The sequence below is a fragment of the Psychrobacter sp. 1176_08 genome, from assembly GCF_052850615.1.
Window position 1 is genome coordinate 91,008 of the sequence record NZ_VXCU01000005.1, and the last position, 18,295, is coordinate 109,302.

11 protein-coding genes are annotated in these 18,295 nt (G+C 42.6%); 6 read left to right on the forward strand and 5 right to left on the reverse strand.

All coding sequences use genetic code 11. The features are described 5' to 3' along the window. Positions 1–56: 56 nt before the first annotated feature. Positions 57–2,090 carry a hypothetical protein gene (locus FW759_RS07925; RefSeq protein ID WP_446442658.1) on the reverse strand — a complete coding sequence of 678 codons (2,034 nt, stop codon included), beginning with the start codon at positions 2,088–2,090 and terminating at the stop codon, positions 57–59. A 612-nt stretch (positions 2,091–2,702) separates the two neighbouring features. Here FW759_RS07925 and aceE point away from each other — a divergent pair. Beyond that, entirely contained in the window at positions 2,703–5,516 is a 2,814-nt protein-coding gene (gene aceE / locus FW759_RS07930) for a pyruvate dehydrogenase (acetyl-transferring), homodimeric type (RefSeq protein ID WP_084387268.1), read from the forward strand. Between the two features lie 24 nt (positions 5,517–5,540). Further along, positions 5,541–7,229: a 2-oxo acid dehydrogenase subunit E2 gene (locus FW759_RS07935; protein WP_446442659.1), complete on the forward strand. Its 1,689-nt coding sequence runs from the start codon at positions 5,541–5,543 to the stop codon at positions 7,227–7,229. A 167-nt stretch (positions 7,230–7,396) separates the two neighbouring features. Here FW759_RS07935 and FW759_RS07940 read toward each other — a convergent pair whose 3' ends face one another. After that, positions 7,397–8,038 carry an OmpW/AlkL family protein gene (locus FW759_RS07940; protein ID WP_443571562.1) on the reverse strand — a complete coding sequence of 214 codons (642 nt, stop codon included), beginning with the start codon at positions 8,036–8,038 and terminating at the stop codon, positions 7,397–7,399. 796 nt (positions 8,039–8,834) lie between these two features. On the opposite strand from FW759_RS07940, the gene FW759_RS07945 reads away from it, so the two are divergent. After that, complete coding sequence (locus FW759_RS07945) at positions 8,835–9,818, forward strand: ion transporter (RefSeq protein WP_062844295.1); 984 nt, start codon at positions 8,835–8,837, stop codon at positions 9,816–9,818. A gap of 103 nt (positions 9,819–9,921) precedes the next feature. Here FW759_RS07945 and FW759_RS07950 read toward each other — a convergent pair whose 3' ends face one another. The 3 genes from FW759_RS07950 to FW759_RS07960 form a co-directional block, all read right to left on the reverse strand. Then, the gene (locus tag FW759_RS07950) at positions 9,922–10,569 is read right to left on the reverse strand and encodes a TerD family protein (protein WP_446442660.1); all 648 of its coding nucleotides are present in this window, start codon (positions 10,567–10,569) and stop codon (positions 9,922–9,924) included. An 82-nt stretch (positions 10,570–10,651) separates the two neighbouring features. Continuing rightward, positions 10,652–11,773, reverse strand: coding sequence for a helix-turn-helix transcriptional regulator (locus FW759_RS07955; protein WP_446442661.1), 1,122 nt, complete (start codon positions 11,771–11,773; stop codon positions 10,652–10,654). 187 nt (positions 11,774–11,960) lie between these two features. Then, on the reverse strand, positions 11,961–14,723 hold the full coding sequence (locus FW759_RS07960; RefSeq protein WP_446442758.1) for an AAA family ATPase: 2,763 nt from the start codon (positions 14,721–14,723) through the stop codon (positions 11,961–11,963). Between the two features lie 440 nt (positions 14,724–15,163). Here FW759_RS07960 and rsmG point away from each other — a divergent pair, with 440 nt between their 5' ends. The 3 genes from rsmG to FW759_RS07975 all read left to right on the forward strand — a co-directional run bounded on the left by rsmG (position 15,164) and on the right by FW759_RS07975 (position 18,228). Further along, positions 15,164–15,880: a 16S rRNA (guanine(527)-N(7))-methyltransferase RsmG gene (gene rsmG / locus FW759_RS07965; RefSeq protein ID WP_446442662.1), complete on the forward strand. Its 717-nt coding sequence runs from the start codon at positions 15,164–15,166 to the stop codon at positions 15,878–15,880. 261 nt (positions 15,881–16,141) lie between these two features. Continuing rightward, a complete protein-coding gene (locus tag FW759_RS07970; RefSeq protein WP_446442663.1) occupies positions 16,142–16,921 on the forward strand; it encodes a ParA family protein in 780 nt (259 codons plus the stop codon). A 158-nt stretch (positions 16,922–17,079) separates the two neighbouring features. Then, positions 17,080–18,228, forward strand: a complete 1,149-nt coding sequence (locus FW759_RS07975; protein WP_446442664.1) for a ParB/RepB/Spo0J family partition protein — start codon at positions 17,080–17,082, stop codon at positions 18,226–18,228. Positions 18,229–18,295 lie beyond the last annotated feature (67 nt).

The window sequence follows — 18,295 nt, forward strand, 5'->3', positions numbered from 1 at the left end:
GCTTTTTAGCGTAAAAAGGAAGGCTAGTAGAGTAGGTGAGAAGTAATGATTGATCGCTACTGAGTGTCTACGGTAGTACCGTATTTAGTGTTGAAATAAAATATGCGTTTATCCCTTTTAGGCAATGTTTGAGATATGGTTCTAATCGTGCCATTTTGTCCATTGTTCAGGCCATCGTTAAATACATTTGCTTCACGAGTAGGGGTAGTCAAGACTGAAGTTACAGTCGCATTATTGACCCCTTTTTTCTGTAAAATGTCTTGCATGATAAAATTATCAATAGGGATATTGGCGCGATTGGTCGCTGTAATTCTATAAGCAATGCATTGACCTGGACGTATATCTGGGTTGTCACCTTTTTCATTCAAAGCGTCTTTGCTGTATTTGAGCGAGGTATCTGTAAAGGAGATGATGTCGCACTTATTTGCTGCTTGTTCTTTTTCTAGTACTAAAGCTGAGTTCTCAACAATAACTCTACCAAAGTTATTGTTTGGATAGTTATAAGTAGACGATTGAAAATTAATGGACCTACTGCCTAAAGTAGTGCGTATTGGAAAAGAAGTAGAACCTTCCTTTCTTTTTTCCACTAAACATAGATTGGAATATCCTGCCAATTGTGCTGCAGAAACATTGATCGAATACAATCCATTAACTGCGACTGGTTGTGAAGCAATAATTGTCCCTGAGCAATTGGTCAGCTCGACCGTACTATCGTTATCGGAAATAACAGTTTCGGCATTGGGTGCAGTGTTATCGAATACGCCATTAAAGTAATTAGCATTATTGGCGTAAGGACCAGTCGCAATATCGGCATTAGAGGCATTGGCACTAGTGATGCCGCCATTGTCATTGAACACAGTGCCAGAGAAGTTATAATTGTTTATCGAGTTAGTGATAGTACAAGTTATCTCATCGCCATATGTCGTATTAGTAAGTGTAAACGAGCGAGTTTTAGCGGTGGCGTTGTAAGTCATTGCAGCAGTCGGCATAACGGTGGTGCTACCAGTCGTGGCGTTGGTGCAGGTATAGGTAGCGTTGTAGCTCGCTATATCACCAAGTGCTGTACCATTGATGGCTCGTTCTGTAATGGTATAGCTTGTGTTCTCCGCTAAGGTCAGTGTAGCGCTAGTACCGTTTGTAATGGTTGAGCCTGTGCCAGTTGTGGTAAAGCTGTTTGTCGCTATTGAGCCTCCAGTAGCAGTTATCTCAAATTGATCTCGTTTAGTGTCACTGTCATTCACGCGGTTGCCATTGAGTGCCTTTTTGATTATCAGTTTAGGCGGTGCTAAGCAAAAATAAAAGTCAGAGTAGCCTACAGCGTGTGGGCTATTTACTTGTGAAAGTGTATTGTTGTGCTTAAGGTTTAGAGCAATATTTGCAATATTGTAGTTCCAAGCGGCATCTATAGTACATCCTCCGGCACCACAATTCAGCCCTGAACGAGCTGTTACAATATCGCGAGAAGCATTTATTGTATGGAAGTTATTATTAGCGGTTAGTTGTCCTTTGCTAGAAGAGACATCCACTTGTTCAATATAAGGTACTTGCCCAGTAGCGCCAGTTGAGTCTAGATCTTGAATTTTATATCCAGTTTTACTCGTAGATTGACTCACTTTGACATCTAAAACATGGTTGGTTTTAGAGGTTGCTGACACAGGAGAGTTATGAACCAAGTTTATAGCTGAAGTGGTTACACCGCTCAAGCTATCGTAAAAAGGGGATTCAGCATTTGACGGTGTGCTAATGGCAGTAGTGGTTTTGTCTAGTATGTTAGAAAAGGCAATCGTAAATGTTTTATTTCCAGATGCCTCTGTGAAAGTAAAACTTTTGGTTGTTTGTCCAGCTGTCCAGGTCAACGTCTGGGAAACGACAAGAGACGACGAAGTAGAAGCAGGAGGATTGGCACCAATATAGTACATTTTATGATTGGCAGGACACATACCAGTCGTAGAGGTTTCATTTGATACAAAATCAGCACGAGCACTATTAATAGTAAGTATCAAACTCAAGAATAGAGCAGATATAATAAAATTTAGCATTTGACTGACGTTAAGGTATTTACCCAAGATTGGATATCTATCGATACACATCTAACCACCTCGATCCAAGTTTGTATCAAATGAAAATTACTGTGTAAGAAAAGTAAAGATTAGTAATTTTTATTAACTCAATATATCTAAGATCATTACTAAAAGCTTTTTAAAGAGGATGAAAGGTTCATTTAGTGCGATGAGTAACCATATGATTATCAATTCCATTATAATGAAAAACTAAAATAATTTGGTAAGACTGTAAATATTTACCTAATCACTAATCAATATTTATTTCAAAAATACTTGTCATATCACCATTTCTTTATAGCTATAAACAACTGTGGCATAAACGCCTATAATAAAGGGTTATTATCGTTTGATGGTTGATTATAGGAGCTAGGCTGAGAGCGTATTTTACTATCTGATTATTCAGTTAGCATACGATATATAGATGCACAGTAGTACCGTTTCTACTTTAATTACGTTGGATGCCCAAGATTATGAAATGATCAAATGCAGCCGTATACATGCAGAATACTGAATGTAATTTCTTGAATTAACAAGGAAGTCATTGAGCAAACCATTCCCTTAAGACAGTATTGAACAATACTTTGACTTAACAACATCCTGTTTTTAGGCAGGGCTGACTGACAGAAAAGGACAGTAATGATGAATTATTATAAGGATGCTGATAGCACCGAAACCCAAGAATGGCTTCAAGCCTTTGAGTCTGTTCTCAAGCATGCAGACAAGGATCGTGCTCAGTTTTTATTAAAAGCGCTATACAACATGGCGGTTCAAGAGGGGTTACCATTTAACCGCCTCGATACAGCCTATATCAATAGTATTGCTGTTGAAGATGAGCCAATGTACCCAGGTGATTTGGGTATGGAGCGTAAGATCCGTGCGTTGATTCGCTATAACGCTTTGGCGATGGTCATGCGTGCTAATAAAAATGATGATGATTTGGGTGGTCACCTAGCTTCATTTGCTTCTAGCGCAACGCTTTATGAAACGGGTTTTAACCATTTTTTCCGCGCGGCAAGTGATCACTTCGGTGGTGACATGATTTATTATCAAGGTCACTCAGCACCAGGTATCTACGCGCGCTCTTATTTAGAAGGTCGTTTGACTGAAGATCAGCTTGATAACTTCCGCCGTGAAGTCGGTGGTAAAGGCTTATCAAGTTATCCGCATCCGTACCTGATGCCTGATTATTGGCAATTCCCAACCGTTTCAATGGGCCTAGGTCCGATCATGTCGATCTATCATGCTCATGTGCATCGCTACATGGAAAACCGCAAACTGTTAGAGAAAGAAGGTCGTAAAATTTGGGCATTCTTAGGTGATGGTGAGACGGATGAGCCAGAAAGCTTGGGTGCAATCTCTCTTGCTGGTCGTGAGAAGTTAGACAATCTGATTTGGGTTGTTAACTGTAACTTACAGCGTCTTGATGGTCCAGTACGTGGTAATGGTAAAATTATCCAAGAGCTAGAGTCGGTATTCCGCGGTGCGGGCTGGCGTGTGATTAAGGTTATCTGGGGTGGTAAATGGGATAGCCTGCTTGCCAATGATGATACTGGCGTTCTCAAACATCGTATGGAAGAAGTGGTCGATGGTGAGTACCAGCTATACGAAGCGCGTACGCCTGAATTTACTCGCAAAGAGTTCTTTGGTAAATATCCTGAATTAAAAGAAATGGCAGATGCATTGACTGATGAGGATATTGCCCGTCTAAACCGTGGTGGTCATGATCCACAAAAAGTGTATGCTGCGTTTAGCGAAGCGATGAAAACCAAAGGTCAGCCAACGGTCGTACTGGTCAAAACTGTTAAAGGCTATGGTTTGTCCAGCACAACACAAGCGGTCAATAAATCGCATCAAATCAAGAAACTTGATCAAGAGGCGCTCGTCTATTTCCGTGATCGTTTTGATTTGCCATTTACCGATGAGCAGCTAGAAACGCTACCGTTCTACCGTCCTGAAGAAGATTCGGCAGAAATGAAATACTTGAAAGGTCGCCGCGAAGCATTAGGCGGTCACCTACCAAATCGTCGCAGTGGTCACATTCCATTGAATATTCCTGAACTGTCAATATTCGATCGAGTGTTGAAAGGTAGTAATGGTAAAGAGCAATCAACGACGATGGTATTTGTACGTCTACTATCAGCCATGCTGAAAAATAAAGACATCCAAGATCGCGTCGTGCCAATCGTACCAGACGAAGCGCGTACTTTTGGTTTGGAAGGTATGTTCCGTCAACTCGGCATTTACTCTGCGGTTGGTCAAAAATATACGCCAGAAGATAGCGAAGCCTTGATGGGCTATAAAGAAGCCATCGATGGTCATATGTTAGAAGAAGGTATCAACGAAGCGGGTGCAATGAGTACATGGATTGCCTTAGCAACCAGTTATTCTGTGAACGCGCTACCAATGATTCCGATGTACATATACTACTCAATGTTCGGTTTCCAGCGCATCGGTGACTTGGCTTGGGCGGCAGGCGACTGTCAAGCACAAGGCTTCTTACTAGGTGCCACTGCGGGTCGTACGACTTTGAATGGTGAAGGTTTGCAGCATCAAGATGGTCATTCACAAATTTTATTTAACGTCGTACCAAACTGCGTGACTTATGATCCTTGCTATGGTTATGAGCTAGCAGTTGTCGTACATGATGGCCTACGCCGTATGTATGGAGAAGGTGAGCGCGTTTATTATTACTTGACTTTGATGAACGAAAACTACGATCAACCTGCTATGCCTGAAGGTGCCGAAGAAGGTATCAAGCGTGGTATGTATCTGCTTGAAGACAATGGTTCAACTCAGGTGCAGCTATTGGGCTCAGGTGTGATCTTACGTGAAGTACAAAAAGCCGCTAAGATCCTAAAAGATGAGTTTAATATCACCTCAAACGTTTGGAGTGTTACTAGCTTTAACGAGTTGACTCGTGATGGTATGGTTTGTGACGACTACAACCGTCTACACCCAATGGATGAAGAGAAAGTGCCATGGGTTACTGAGCAATTAGCACCGCACGAAGGTATTGTAGTAGCAGCAACCGATTATATGCGTAACTACTCAGAACAAATCCGTGCTTGGTTACCGGACAACCGTCCTTATACCACTTTAGGAACGGATGGTTATGGCCGTTCTGATACTCGTGAAAACTTACGTAGTTTCTTCAATGTTGATGCAGCTCACATCGTTGTTGCAACGCTTAAGCGCTTAGCAGATGAAGGCGAAGTGGAAATGCGTTTGGTTAAAGATGCTATTTCAAGTTTAGGTATCGATGTGGATCAGCCACCTGCATGGCACCAACAGTCTTATTATGATCATTCTCCAGATGCACCAGCACCAGGCAAAGTAAACCCAAGCCCTGTACCTGAGTTTGTCGCTGAAGACGATGAAGAAATCAGCAATGAAGGTCGTGCTGAAGATCAAGCAGATGCAACTTTACTCAATGACGGTGATGTCAAAGAATAATAATCATAAGACTAGGAGATAAACATGGATATTAAAGCCCCCGATTTGGGTGTCGATAGCGCCGAAGTCAGCGAGATTATGGTAGCAGTGGGTGATGTTATCGAAAAAGATGACAACATCGTTTTGCTAGAGTCAGACAAAGCCTCAGTTGAAGTACCAAGCTCTGCCGCTGGTAAAGTCACCAAAATCAGTGTTGCTGTTGGTGATCAAGTCAGCGAAGGCATGGTATTGATTGAACTAGAGAGTGCTGAGGCAAGTGACGATGCTGACGACAATGCCGAAGAAGTAACTGATTCAGAACAAGCAGACGAGAGTACTGAAGACGCACCTGCTGAAGAGGATACAGACGTAGAAGAATCGACTGAGGATACTAGTGAAGGCGCATCGACCACCCATGCACTACCAGATATAGGCGTTGACGAAGCGCAAGTGGCTGAAATTATGGTGAGTGTAGGTGATACGGTCAGTGCTGATGAGTCTATCTTACTGATTGAGTCAGATAAAGCCTCAGTTGAAGTGCCTGCACCAGAAGCCGGTGTGGTCGAAAAAATCTTGGTAAATGCTGGTGACACTGTTGCTAATGGGCAAGACTTTATCGTCATTAAAGCGGTAGGTAGTTCTAAAGCAAAACCAAAAGCGGATACTGCACCAAAAGCGGATAAGCCTGCACCAAAAGCTGGAGATAAACCGCAGCCAGCTCCAACAGGCGAGCCAAAGCAAGCACCTGCGCCGACCTCAACTGCGGTCTCTACGGATAAAAAATTGACCGAAGCACAAGTCAATGAAAAGCTTGCAGATGTATACGCAGGCCCTGCTGTACGTAAACTGGCGCGTCAACTAGGTGTTGATATTACACAGGTAAATGGCTCAGCACTAAACGATCGTATTCTAAAAGAAGATCTGTTTGCGCATGTCAAAAACCGTTTGACCACCCAGCAAGCCGCGTCAGCTGCTCAGGGCGCTGTTAGCTCAGGACTGCCAAAGCTACCTGACATGAGTAAAACTGAGATTTGGGGTGAGACGGAAACGCAAGACCTCAGCCGTCTCCAAAAGGTCTCGATACCTCAGCTTAACTATAATACGTTATTGCCACAGGTTACTCAGTTTGATTTGTCAGACATCACCGAGACTGAAAAACTGCGCGGTGAGCTAAAAGGCGGTATGAAAGCTGAAGGTATTGGCCTGACTATCTTGGCCTTCATTGTTAAGGCAACGGCATATGCCCTCACACAGCACCCACGTTTTAACAGTCATTTAAGTGATGACAACACCCAAGTGATTTTGCGTAAGAGCGTCAATATGGGTATTGCGGTTGCGACTGATGACGGTCTAGTGGTGCCAGTGATCAAAAACGCACAGGATAAAGGCATCAAGCAGATCGCCATCGAAATCGGTGAGTTAGCAGGCAAGGCACGTGATAAAAAGCTCACCACGAAAGACATGCAAGGTGCAAGTTTTACTATCTCAAGTCAAGGTATCTTAGGCGGTACGGCGTTTACACCACTTGTTAACTGGCCACAAGTAGGTATCTTGGGAGCATCAGAAGCGACCATGCAGCCTGTTTGGAATGCTGCAAAGCAGACTTTTGAGCCGCGCTTAATGCTGCCACTTTCATTGTCTTATGACCACCGTGTCATCAACGGTGCTGATGCAGCGGTATTTACCCGCTATGTCGCTACCTTATTGGCTGATCCACGCCGTATTTTACTCTAGGTTTGATTATCAGCTCTTAACATAATTGATTTAAAAAAAGACTGTCTACGGATGGTCTTTTTTATGCTTGGAAGTTTTTGGAAAACAATCATTACCAGCAATAAAAAAGTCAGTTATCAAACTGACTTCTTTATTTACGCTATTTCATCTGTGCTATCTTTGATATATTAGAATTGTTTAACAAATGCCACGCCATATACCCAAGGGCTGATATCAACTTCACCAATATCTAGCGTTTTACCAGCAACGTCTACACTTGCGTCGGTCTTGATGTCCATATAGCGAGCATCGATACGAAAGTATTCAGTGGGGGTAAAAGGAATATCAAGCCCGATATGACCAGCAACGCCAACACTGTCATCCAGCTTTAAGTTTTCGTATGTATCGCTATAAATTTTTTCTTTAAAAAAGGTTGTGTAGTTCACACCTACGCCAATAAAAGGTTTTACATTCATAGGCATATTGTAGCCGTCAAAGTGATATTGTAGAGATAGGGTAGGCGGTAGATGCTGAGTCTTTGCATCAATTGTGGTGTCACCAGCTGTTAAAGTGATGTCATGATGAAAAGGAATTGCTGCTAATAGCTCGACTCCTACGTTGTCGGCAATGAAGTACTCGCCACTGATGGTTGGACGGATATCACTATCTACATCAACATCTATCGCTCCATTTGCAAGGGTGCCATTGTTATTCTTAGGATCGACCATATGGGCACCAGCAGCAACTGACCAAGTACCTGCAGGGACTGCAAAAGCAGTATTCACAGTCAATGCAGTGATAGCAGCTAAAACTAGGGATTGTAGTTTCATCGTTTTATTCCTCAACATGATAGATGGTTTTTGGTAGAGATCTAATGAGGGATGACATTAGCTACCGATACACAATGTTATGATTATTCACTAAAGAGTAACATTGAGATTATATTATAGTATAAAACCATGCTAACTGTAAGGTTTTTTAAATGTATATGAGACGGTTTTATACGATAGATTATGACAACTAACGTTTTAGTCAAAAAATTGGGAGTTTTGAGAGAATTGGTTATCATGATGAGATGATAGTCGTTTTTTATATCGTGACCACATGAAATAAAACTGTCTTCATATATGCTTTATCTATAAAACCTCAAAACTAAAGTCCTGATTTCAAATTTGGTCATATTTACCTAACACTTTTTGGATTGATAATCATGTTATAAAAAAGGCGTATATATTATGCTCGGCTACTGTAGTAATTCTCCTCTACGCTGTGCAAAAGCACGTTCTATGGAAACATTGAATCAGGTAGATTCGTGTTGTCCTGAATGTCATCTATTTTTACTGCCTGCTCAAAATATAAGCCAGCAATTACGCTTAGAGGAAAAGGTGTTACAGTTTGCTATTTTGCTCATCACATTTATATTACTCACATCTGCCTATATTTATTATTCAAATTTTGTATAATCAATGACGTTTGGCTCAAGTAAATAGAGCTATGTGTCACTAACGTTCTTTAACGTAGTACCGAATACTTGTCATCAGCGATGACTGCGCTAAAATCCAAAAAATATATTTACGATGTATGTTTTATTAATATAAGACCAGTGTTTTACCAATTAGGGACGTCATGCTACTCCAATCTATACGGCGCTTGCGTCTTTTTGTCTACAATATCTTGCAGAACGATGACCATGACACGTTCTTTAGCCGCTGCGTTGATTATTTTTTAATATTTTTGATTATGACCAATGTAGCAGCGGTCATTGCAGAGTCTGTTGATCAATGGTATTACGGCTATCAAACCTATTTTACTTGGTTTGAGAATTTCTCTATTGTGATATTTTCTATCGAGTATTTGCTGCGATTGTGGAGTGTGGCTGAGGCGAAGCCAACGAACACGACTTGGCATCAACGTTGGCAATGGTTAAAAAGTCCTTCAGCGTTGATAGACTTGGTGGCGATAGCACCTGCGTTTCTTAACTTCTTTGTGAATATTGATTTGCGCTTCTTACGCATTTTGCGTCTATTCCGTATCCTCAAATTGACACGATATTTCGCCTCTTTACGTATTCTACTGGTGGTCATTAATAAAGAAAAAGGCTCATTTCAAGCGGTGATTTTTATTTTGATCATTATGATTGTCACTGCTTCTAGTGGTATTTATTTGGTTGAAAACCATGCCCAGCCACAGGTGTTTGAGTCGATACCCAAAGCTATGTGGTGGGCGGTGGTTACGCTAACTACGGTTGGTTATGGCGACGTCATACCAATTACAACTGCTGGCAAGATACTGGGTGCAATTATCACGATATTAGGTGTCGGGCTGGCAGCGTTACCAGCTGGTATTTTGGCGACAGGGTTGGCAAATGAGCTTGCTCAGCGTCGTGAAGAGCTAGAGCAGCATTTTCGAGAGCAACTGATTGATAGCGATTTTGATTTGATACAGAATCAGATAATGATAGATAAGATTCGACGTGAGCTTGGTTTGGATAAAGAGCAGGCGCAAGGCATCGTGCTACAAGTATTACGTGAACAAGAACTTGAGCGCCGCGAGAGAGAAGTGGAAGTCAAACAAAAGAATTTTTGTCCGAACTGCGGCGAGGCATTATAGAAAACAAAACAGTAAAAACGGCGAGTATAAAGCTAAAAAAGGGGCTGCGTTTTGATAACGTAGCCCCTTTTTATATAGCAATTGAATAGGTGTTGTGAGAGTTCTATATGCCTTGTGGAATAGGAAGCGCGCGTGCAAGTTCATGGGACACGCCTTGCGCTGCTTCCACCATGTCTTCGGCAGAAAGTGGTAAATTATGTAATGTTAAATGCCAGTCCTCTATTTCTCGGCGCAAATGCGCTACCCAAAGCGTGGTGCAATCACGCGGAAGCTGCTTTAAGTTGACCTCAAAGCACCGATTGCCTTCATCATCACTAAGATGAATCTCGCCTTTTTTCACTCTAGAAAACGGATGGCCATGATAAGAGTTGGCAATCAGGGCAATATGGGTAACATTGAGTGGCACTTTTTCTAAGGATAGTCTGATTTGCTCTTGGTCAAGTGGCGCCAAATACATGGCTTGTTCGCCACGATCTTTACCATTTAAGCTATCACCTTGATGTTTGACCGACTCAGCTCTATCACGCAACTGTTTGAACCAAACAATGTCGTGAATGGTGCAATGAGTATCATATAGGACGCACGCCAAATCGATATCAATTGCTTCTTTATTCTTCTTAAAGCGTTTGAGTAAACCTTTTGATTCAATTTTAGTAAAGTCATAATTTAGTGCAAAAAACAAGGTTCCCGCATCTATGCCCAGCCCTTTTAAGCTTTCTGAAAGTAGTGGTGATGGGGCAGTGGTCGACATAACATTCCTTTTTAATTCTTAGTTTTTAAATGCCTGTATCCATGTAAATACAGTTAAATTTGAGTGTTGTTATAGTTAGGCATTATTCATTATTTAGCGATTTATCTAATACAGCTTGATATAGCAGCTCAGGTTTGGCATTTAATAAACCATTGCCAAAACCGCGCAACCACCAAACCAGCTGTGACGTCAGATTTACAGTGGCTTGGATGGTCAAGGTGTCATCGTCGTTTGACATGACAATTTGATCATCGCTCAGCTTACTTTCGGTTAGGCTTTTACCGGCTTGCTTGGTAAATTGTAGCTCAATGGATGTATTTTTACCACGGTTGGGCAGCTCGCTAAATAATGGGTGACTAAAGCCCATGCCACCTGCGTCCAAATACGTATCAAGCTGGAAATTCTCTGGCGTTTTTGCGGTGCTGTCGAGAATTTCGACACTGGCAAAACGGTGCAAAGCAAACGTACGAATGATGGATTCTGTGTCGTCGGTACGAGTGGCGACCAAATATATGATGACACCGCGTTGAATAATAGCAATTGGATTTAGAGTATATTCACTGGCCTGAGATTTATCACCACGAGTATAGCTGGCTTTGATTTGTAATTGATAAAACAAAGCATGATAAATGTTGTCTTTACTTTCTAAGTTGATATGTGGCGCAATCAAGGGCTGAGTTGCAGGTTCAATACGGACTCTATCTATCCATGAATGCGTGACTTTGCTGTTTTTTAATTGTCGTCTGGCCAAGTCAAACCAAGGAAACAATTCATCCAAAATAACAGGGGGCAGTAGCTGAGTCAGATTGGCTTCTACCATATTAAAAGCAACGGCTTGCGATAGATTCATATGTGGCAAACTCTGCAATGGTGCGTCATCGCACCAGCGCCAACCTTGTGGATTGGCATTGTTTTTTTCAATAGGAAAGCGTTTGGCCAGTGCATTTAAATCACGCTGCACAGTACGCAGACTGATGTCAAAACCTGCCATGATAAGCTGTTCAAATATATGGGTTGTGCCTACCCAGCGATTACGCTGTAGCTGAGATAGCACTTGCCATTGCCGCGCTGTTGTGGCTGCGCCGTGGCGATTGTCGCTTGTATCGTTCAAGACCTGACTGTCCGTTGCGACTGGTATGTTAGTCTGCTCATCAGAATCTGTCTGTCTTTGAAGAGAGTTAGCATCAGTAGGATGTACAGTCATTAAGAGATAACCTTTATAAAGTTATAGTCAGTTTTTATACGTGTTAGCGCACCAAGAGCTATTTATCATCGCAGAAAAATATCGTAGCGTCTAGGGACGTTCGCCACTGTGTACGTCCGCCAAGTGTTGCTAAGCCAATACCGCATATAGTGAAGCATCACGTTATTACACCCTACTATAATTTGTATTAAATACTATCAAGTGGTTTTGCATTTTCATCACTATCGATGCTCTTTTCGTCATCAATAACCTCTTTACGACCATTCATTGTGTCCACCACTTCACTCTCATTTCTTTGATGTTTAGCAGTGTCTTTTCTTCTAGGGTCTTCTTTTTTTTGACGTTTAGCTTTCCGCTTTTTCTTGTCCTTCTTTTTTGACTTCTTATCGTCAATATCCTCTTCTTCGTTCTGATTCTCATCCCATAGCATCAGACGACTCAATACTTTGCCAAATAGAGTGTCTTTGCGGTAGCGGCCCTTTTTATTCATGGTATCGATAGGAAGGCCTGTCATCAGTGTTAGGGCTTCGCTTAATGTATGAACACCATAAATATGAAAACTGCCAGCTTTGACGGCTTCAATAATATCGTCGCGTAGCATCAGTTGTTTGACATTGGCCATAGGGATCACAACGCCTTGCTGCCCTGTCAATTCTTGCTCACGGCACGCATCAAAAAAACCTGCGATTTTTGCATTGATACCGCCCACGGCCTGTACTTCGCCGAGCTGATTCATGGAGCCTGTGATGGCAAAAGATTGGTCAATAGGTACGTTGGCTAGTGCGGACAATAGGGCGCAACCTTCGCTGACGGTGGCACTATCGCCATCTATGTGGGCGTAGCTTTGTTCAAAAGCGAGTGACGCGCTAAAGTTTAAGGCATGATGCTGACTAAAAAGTGCCCGTAAGTAGCTGGTCATGATAAGCATACCTTTGGCATGTAAGCTACCGCCTAAATCCACGTCGCGCTCAATATCTAGAATTTCCCCAGCGCCTATATTTGGTTGGATGACTGCGGTGAGACGTGCTGGCATGCCAAACTCACTATCCGCATAGCTAACCACCGTTAAAGCATTTACCTGTCCGACGGCGTGCCCTTGTGTTTGAATCAATTGCTGACCGTTTTTCAGCTCATCCCAATACAGATCTCTTAAGTATCCTGAGCGCTCATCCATATCACTAATGGCTTGAGTAACATGCGTGGCAGTAACAATGTTTTCATCATCCAAGCGTGCATGGCGGTTTGATTCATGAAGCAGTTTGATTAAAAGATCGCTATGTAGGCTCAAGCGGTCTTGTTCTTCCGCTTGTAAGCTCAAATGCTCAAGCAAAGTGGCTTGGGCGTGACGATCGAAGGGATAAAGGTTGGCATAGTCGATGATGTCAGCCATCTTCGCGACCAGTGCTAGTTCATGCTCGCTGGTACGAACCACGTCGTCATGAAAGTCAGCGCGAACCTTAAAAACCGCGTCAAACTCAGGTTCAAGCTCCAGCAGCTCATAATACAAGTCTGCTTCGCCCAACAAGATAACCTTGATGTCCAAATCAATGGGTGCAGGTGATAACGATAAGCTACCTGTTAAGGTCAGCATCTGCTCAAGGCTTGAGAGCTTGATTTTGCGAGATTGCAAGGCTCGCTTGAGCCCTTGCCAAGCATAAGGGTGCTCTAGTAAGTGACTGGCTTCTAATAGTAAATAGCCACCGTTGGCACGGTGTAGCGCGCCTGCTCGAATCATGCTGACGTCGGTGGTCACTGTGCCCAACTGTGTGATCTGCTCAACATGACCCAATAAGTTTAAATGAGTTGGTAGGTCTTCGAAGATAACTGGCGCACCACTGTCAGGTGCATGACTGACAATCACATTGACCGCATAACGACTTGGCGTGGTGGCCAAAACTGCTGTCACGAATTCTTCATCGTCCCCATTGACGATGCGTTCTACATGAGTGACCATGTCGGCAAACACCGCTTTGAGATAATCAACGACAAGTGGGTGAGCGGTAAATTGTTCATAAACAGGGGCAAACAAAGGCTGTAATGCTCGCTGTGCAATGTTTCTATGCAGCGCTTCTATCGCATCGTTGGCTTCGTCTTCCAACTGCTCCAAAGCGATGGTCAACTGACTGAGCCTTTTTTGCATATGGTTCTTTTGTACAAAATTATTCAGTTCAGTCTCGTATTCACTATTACCGTATTCAGTATCGTTGTCTTCTGCACCATTAACAGAAGTTTCTTTGCTATCTTCTACGTCTACTTTTTTATTGGCGTTATTTACGGGCTGATCGGTGTTTTCATTATCTTCATTGTCAGTTTGTAGCTGGCTAGGATGCACAAAAACGGCTTTATTATCAAACGATCGAAACGTCAGCGCCAAGTCATATTGCTTACCTTCAGCATTTAGTACTTCATACGCTTGACTTTCTTTTTGATGCGTATTGTTTTTGATGGCTTCGATTTTGCTTTGATATTGATCGCTACGAAAACGCTGACTCAAACGTTTTTTGGCTTGTTGCCACAGATGATTGACTTGCTGCTGTAAAAGATCCGCATGACCTGCTGGCAGTCGCAAAGCCAAAGGGGTACGAGGATCAGTAAAATTATGTATGTATACCCAATCATCTGGTGTCTGTGCATCAGATGCGATGCGCGTGAGCAAACGGCTGATAATCGTGCGCTTGCCTAAACCATTTTCTCCAGCGGCAAATACATGATAGCCACTGGCTTTGATATCTAGGGCCGTTTGCAAAGCTTTGAGGGCACGCTGTTGACCAAAGCCAACATCTAAGTCAGGCGCTGTGCGCGTGTCAGTCGGTAGCTCATCGGGATTGCTATAACGCTTGAGTTGCTCGGCGCTGATCAGGCAACGTTGCTCGACCTCAATAAAAACAGGATGCGGGGTAGTTGGTGCTGTTTGCTCGGTATCTTTTAACTCAGAGAGGGATGTTGCCATATTATTGGTGTCTTTTAGTACTTGATAATGAAGGTTGTGAAGTTGTTCAGTCATAAGCGTATGATAGATCGTCTTAAAAGCGTTGAATCATTATTGATTTTTTAATGTTTAGCTAGGTTCTTATTTTCTGTATTTGTTTTTATAAGCCTGATTTTTTCATACCATTTTGACAAACCGCTAAAGCATATTACAAGATATGGCTGCACTTGAGACAAGTCATTAAATGCAGTTTTGTATCATGATAAAGTAAATGGGTAAGTAAAATGAAAGAAATAGGTATAAAAGAATAGTCAATTTAAAGTCATTAAAGAAGAATAACGCACTTCATATAGGGGAAGATAGTATAAGATGTCTCACATTGGCGCAATCTGCAACTATTCAATGAGCAGGCTGCATGATAAAATAGACGGTTCACATGTCAAAACTGGATAACTTGTTGTATGTCAGCTTCCGCTAAAACCTCTTTATCTTCTGCTAGTACAGGTAGTGTACATATGGATTCGACTGGCTTTGTAAAGCTTGGTTCACAATTACCAGCACTTGCTAAGACTTTGTCGCAAGCAGTAGACAAGCTGAATCTACCTCTAAGCGAGATGCAGCAACGCACGTTATTATTGTACTTAGACCAGCTCTTATTATGGAATAAAGCGTATAATCTGACCGCAATCACTGATCCAGAAGAAGCCTTGATCAAGCATGTGATTGATTGTTTGGCTATTATAACGCATTTACCAGCAGGATCTTTGCTCGATATTGGTACTGGCGCGGGTTTACCTGCTGTTATTATTGCTATTTGTCAGCCAGAACGTCAGTGTACGGCACTTGATAGTAACCAGAAAAAAATCCGTTTTATTAAGCAAATCAGTAGTGAGCTTGATTTGAGTAATATGCAGCCGATTGCTTCTCGCATTGAAGCTCATGAGGCCAGCTATGACGTGGTCACCTCAAGAGCATTTGCCAGCTTGATAGATTTTGTTGAAGTGGCACAACCTAGACTGGCAGATAATGGTTATCTGTGTGCTATGAAAGGGAAAGCGCCAAGCGAGGAAGAGCTGCAAGCGCTTGAGAGTGAGTGGAACATCAAGACCATCAAACTTCATGTGCCATATTTACACGATAGCCGTCATTTAATTGAATTATCTATCAAAAATGTCTAAGCTACCAATAGCTTTTGACCATGAAACAGCAATGATTTTTTTGTGAAACATAGTTTACGCCTGTATTTAAATGGCATAGTATGGAAAATGCGCTGAAAAAAGTGCGCTATTTATCTAATGAATGGTTTATGTCGCTTCAATATCCAAGTATGATGCATGCGCTTTGAGGCATGGTGACGATACAGTCTTGGCGCAGGCAATGACGAAGTAGATAACAAACAAGAATAACGGTAATAGACCCTAATAAAATTGAGTGAGTGTATGGAAATCATAGCAATTGCGAATCAAAAAGGCGGCGTGGGCAAAACCACAACGGCGGTAAATTTGACCGCCAGCTTGGCTGCTAAGCACAAGCATGTACTACTGATTGACTTAGACCCACAGGGCAATGCGACCAGTGGCACTGGTGTAGACAAAAATGAATTGGCGTTGACGATAGCCGATGTGCTGCTTGATGGCGTGTCTCTGACAGATGCTATTGTCACCAGCCCAGCAGGATTTGATGTCATCGGTGCCAATCGCGATTTGGCTGGCATGGACATCACTTTAATGAGCAAGACCGATAGTCATGAGTTGTTTAAAACAGCAATGGCCGATTTGATAAACGATCAAATCACTGCTCAAAAGCCTGCTTATGATTATGTCATTATCGATTGTGCACCCAGTTTGAATCTACTAACCATTAATGCGTTAGTCGCGACAGATGGGGTAATCATTCCTATGCAGTGTGAGTATTATGCATTAGAAGGTCTTGCGGACTTGTCACAAACCATTGAGCGTTTAACTGAACTCAATCCCAACCTTTATATTCGTGGCGTTGTGAGAACGTTATTCGATGCACGTAATACACTGGCGCGAGATGTGTCTGCCGAATTGGAGTCACATTTCGGCGATATCATGTATAACACACATATTCCAAGAAATATTCGCTTGGCAGAAGCACCAGCGCACGGTTTGCCAGTTATTGCGTACGAAAGATGGTCGAAAGGTGCGCGTGCTTACCAAAAATTGGCAGCAGAAGTGATGAAACAAAGTCGTTAATTGTTTTGCTTTTAAGCGACAATAGGTGGTCATCAATGAAACCGACCAGTCAGAAGCGAGCATATCCAGTGGGACATCAAAACACTTAACATTGTATTTTTAGTAAGCCGCATGAATCATTATTTGGCTTTTATTTTAGCGTTAGAGGATAGGTAATCATGGCAAAGAAAAGAGGATTGGCTGCCAATCGAGGCTTGGATGCCTTATTAGGGTCAATCAAAAAAGAAAAGCAAATTGCCGCCTCTGCCTTGCAAGATGATATGGCTGTGCGCGACAATACTTTGCCAGTTGAGACGCCAGATACCAGTGCATTAGATAAACTAAGTAGCCCTGAGGCTAGCGACAAACCGTCTACAAAGCCAACGGATGCTAAAACGCTTGGCTCTGAAACCACGGATACGAGCAATCGTAAAGCACGTTTGCCACGTACAGCGAGTAAAGCAGCAGCCAATAAGCCACGTACTAATGGGACAGAGGCTAGTGCCACAGAAGACCAAATCAGCTTGGTACAAATCGATGTGATGCGCTTACAAGCCGGTAAATATCAACCGCGCCGTGATATGAGTGAAACGGCCTTGGCTGAGCTGGCATCTTCTATCGAGCAACATGGTGTGATGCAGCCTATCGTGATTCGTCCGTTACTGGCGAATGAGGATAAAAGCGAAGCATTTGTGACGCACGAAATCATTGCTGGTGAGCGCCGCTGGCGTGCAGCAAAAATGGCCGGAAAATCAGTAATCCCAGCGATTGAGCGTGCTTTATCTGATGAGTTGGCTATCGCACTGGCACTGATTGAAAATATTCAACGGGAAGATTTGTCTGTGATTGAACAGGCTGCGGCTTTGCAGCGCTTTCATACAGAATTTGGTATGAGTCATGCCATGATTGCCGAGGTTGTGGGTAAAGCGCGTACGACGGTGTCAAACTTACTACGTTTGAATCAGTTGCATGATACAGTAAAAGACCATTTGGCGAACAATACCTTAGATATGGGTCATGCGCGTACACTTTTAGCATTATCGTCAGAACAGCAGCCAATCATTGCGCAAAAAATCATCGATGGTGGTATGACAGTACGCGAGGCTGAAAAATTGGTCAAATCCATTTTACAGCCTGCTCCGAAAGCCAATCGTGCCGAACAAATCCAATCTCGTGATGCTGAACAATTGACGCAAAGACTCACAGATATGTTAGGCGCTCAAGTAAAGCTCAAGCATAAAAAAGATGGGCAGGGCAGCGTTGAGATTTTCTTCCATAGTCAGGACCAGCTTGCAGCGCTCATTAAGCACATAGAAGCGCAGGCTTGAGTATTAAAATAAGTTTGCACGGCCTATCCATATTTAAATCATCTTGGTAACCACTGTTTTTAGAAAA

Bases quoted from the DNA above. Each gene is read 5' to 3' on its own strand.
- FW759_RS07925 (WP_446442658.1), bottom strand. From the start codon at position 2,090: ATGTGTATCGATAGATATCCAATCTTGGGTAAATACCTTAACGTCAGT.
- aceE (WP_084387268.1), top strand. From the start codon at position 2,703: ATGAATTATTATAAGGATGCTGATAGCACCGAAACCCAAGAATGGCTT.
- FW759_RS07935 (WP_446442659.1), top strand. From the start codon at position 5,541: ATGGATATTAAAGCCCCCGATTTGGGTGTCGATAGCGCCGAAGTCAGC.
- FW759_RS07940 (WP_443571562.1), bottom strand. From the start codon at position 8,038: ATGAAACTACAATCCCTAGTTTTAGCTGCTATCACTGCATTGACTGTG.
- FW759_RS07945 (WP_062844295.1), top strand. From the start codon at position 8,835: ATGCTACTCCAATCTATACGGCGCTTGCGTCTTTTTGTCTACAATATC.
- FW759_RS07950 (WP_446442660.1), bottom strand. From the start codon at position 10,569: ATGTCGACCACTGCCCCATCACCACTACTTTCAGAAAGCTTAAAAGGG.
- FW759_RS07955 (WP_446442661.1), bottom strand. From the start codon at position 11,773: ATGACTGTACATCCTACTGATGCTAACTCTCTTCAAAGACAGACAGAT.
- FW759_RS07960 (WP_446442758.1), bottom strand. From the start codon at position 14,723: ATGGCAACATCCCTCTCTGAGTTAAAAGATACCGAGCAAACAGCACCA.
- rsmG (WP_446442662.1), top strand. From the start codon at position 15,164: ATGTCAGCTTCCGCTAAAACCTCTTTATCTTCTGCTAGTACAGGTAGT.
- FW759_RS07970 (WP_446442663.1), top strand. From the start codon at position 16,142: ATGGAAATCATAGCAATTGCGAATCAAAAAGGCGGCGTGGGCAAAACC.
- FW759_RS07975 (WP_446442664.1), top strand. From the start codon at position 17,080: ATGGCAAAGAAAAGAGGATTGGCTGCCAATCGAGGCTTGGATGCCTTA.